Source organism: Mesorhizobium sp. M4B.F.Ca.ET.089.01.1.1 (assembly GCF_004022605.1).
Classification (GTDB): Bacteria; Pseudomonadota; Alphaproteobacteria; order Rhizobiales; family Rhizobiaceae; genus Mesorhizobium; species Mesorhizobium abyssinicae.
The window spans coordinates 1-1843 of sequence record NZ_RZOS01000728.1; the positions used below are offsets into that span (position 1 = coordinate 1).

2 protein-coding genes are annotated in these 1843 nt (G+C 64.9%); both read left to right on the forward strand.

The genetic code is table 11. The annotated features are described in order from the left end of the window. On the forward strand, positions 1-501 hold a 501-nt coding region (locus EN780_RS33235), incomplete at its 5' end, for an ATP-binding cassette domain-containing protein (RefSeq protein ID WP_133372843.1). Between the two features lie 141 nt (positions 502-642). Then, positions 643-1843: glycogen/starch/alpha-glucan phosphorylase (locus EN780_RS33240; protein ID WP_189556944.1), on the forward strand; the 1201-nt coding region annotated here is incomplete at its 3' end.

The following is a 1843-nucleotide window of genomic DNA, read 5'->3' on the forward strand; positions in this document are numbered from 1 at the left end:
GCGCTGTCGATCGCCGACAACATGTTCCTCGGCCGCGAGATCCGCAAACCTGGCCCGCTCGGCAGCTGGCTGCGCATGCTCGACCGTCCGGCGATGGAAAAGCGCGCCCGCGACAAGCTCACCGAACTCGGCTTGATGACCATCCAGAACATCAGCCAGGCGGTGGAAACGCTGTCAGGCGGCCAGCGCCAGGGCGTGGCGGTGGCGCGCGCCGCCGCCTTCGGCTCGAAAGTGGTGATCATGGACGAGCCGACCGCCGCCCTCGGCGTCAAGGAAAGCCGCCGCGTGCTGGAACTGATCCTCGACGTCAAGAAGCGCGGCCTGCCGATCGTGCTCATCTCGCACAACATGCCGCATGTGTTCGAGGTCGCCGACCGCATCCACATCCACCGGCTCGGACGGCGCCTGTGCGTCGTCGATCCGAAGCAGATTTCCATGTCGGATGCCGTCGCCCTGATGACCGGCGCCAAGAAGCCGCCGGAGGACGCGCTGGCTGCCTGATTCGCCGCGACGGGTAATTTGCCGCAGATGAATCGGTTGCCTGTCGACCTAAATCGATTGAATATATGCTGCAATGCACTGGGGTAGGGTGGGAGGAACCGTGAAAGCCGGTATGATCATGGCAACCGCACGAGAGGCGACATGACAAGCGCGATGACGACCGAAGCTCCCATCCTGGAAATCCCCGACCCCAAGACGCTCGCCGACGAGGTCTTGCTGGCCCTCAAATACCGGGTCGGCAAGGGCACCAACGTCGCCACCCAGTACGACTGGCTGACCGCATCGATCAAGGTCGTGCGCGACCGCGTCGTCGATCAATGGATGCAGGCCACGCAGGAGGCCTACGCCCAGCAGGAAAAGCGCGTTTACTACCTGTCGCTGGAATTCCTCATCGGCCGCCTGATGCGCGACGCATTCTCCAATCTCGGCCTGATGGACAACATGCGCGAGGCGCTGCGCTCGCTCGGCGTCGACCTCGATCTCATCGCCGGGCTCGAACCCGATGCCGCGCTCGGCAATGGCGGTCTTGGCCGGCTCGCCGCCTGCTTCATGGAGAGCATGGCCACCGTCGGCATTCCGGCGCATGGCTACGGCATCCGCTACGCCAACGGCATGTTCCGCCAGGAGATCCATGACGGCTGGCAGGTGGAGTTGCCGGAAACCTGGCTCGACCACGGCAATCCCTGGGAGTTCGAGCGCCGCGAGCGCTCCTTCGAGGTCGGCTTCGGCGGCTCGGTGGAATCGATCACCTCCAAGGACGGCAGGCTCGAGCGCCACGTCTGGAAGCCGACCGAGCATGTGCTGGCGGTCGCCTACGACACGCCGGTCGCCGGCTGGCGGGCCAACCGCGTCAACACGCTGCGGCTGTGGTCCGGCATGCCGATCGATCCGATCCTGCTCGACAAGTTTAACGCTGGCGACCACATCGGCGCGCTGGCCGAAAGCAACAAGGCCGACGCCCTGTCGCGCGTGCTCTATCCCGCCGATTCCCACATGGCCGGGCAGGAGCTCAGGCTGCGCCAGGAGTATTTCTTCTCCACCGCCTCGCTGCAGGACATCGTGCAGCGCCATCTCAGCCAATATGGCGATCTGCAGTCGCTGCCGGACAAGGCGGCGATCCATCTCAACGACACCCATCCGGCGATCGCCGTGCCCGAACTGATGCGGCTCCTGATGGACGTCCACGGCATGGATTTCGACCAGGCCTGGGACATCACCAAGCGCACCTTCGGCTACACCAACCACACGCTGCTGCCGGAGGCGCTGGAAAGCTGGCCGGTGCCGCTGTTCGAGCGGCTGCTGCCGCGCCACATGCAGATCGTCTACGCCATCAATGCCGAGG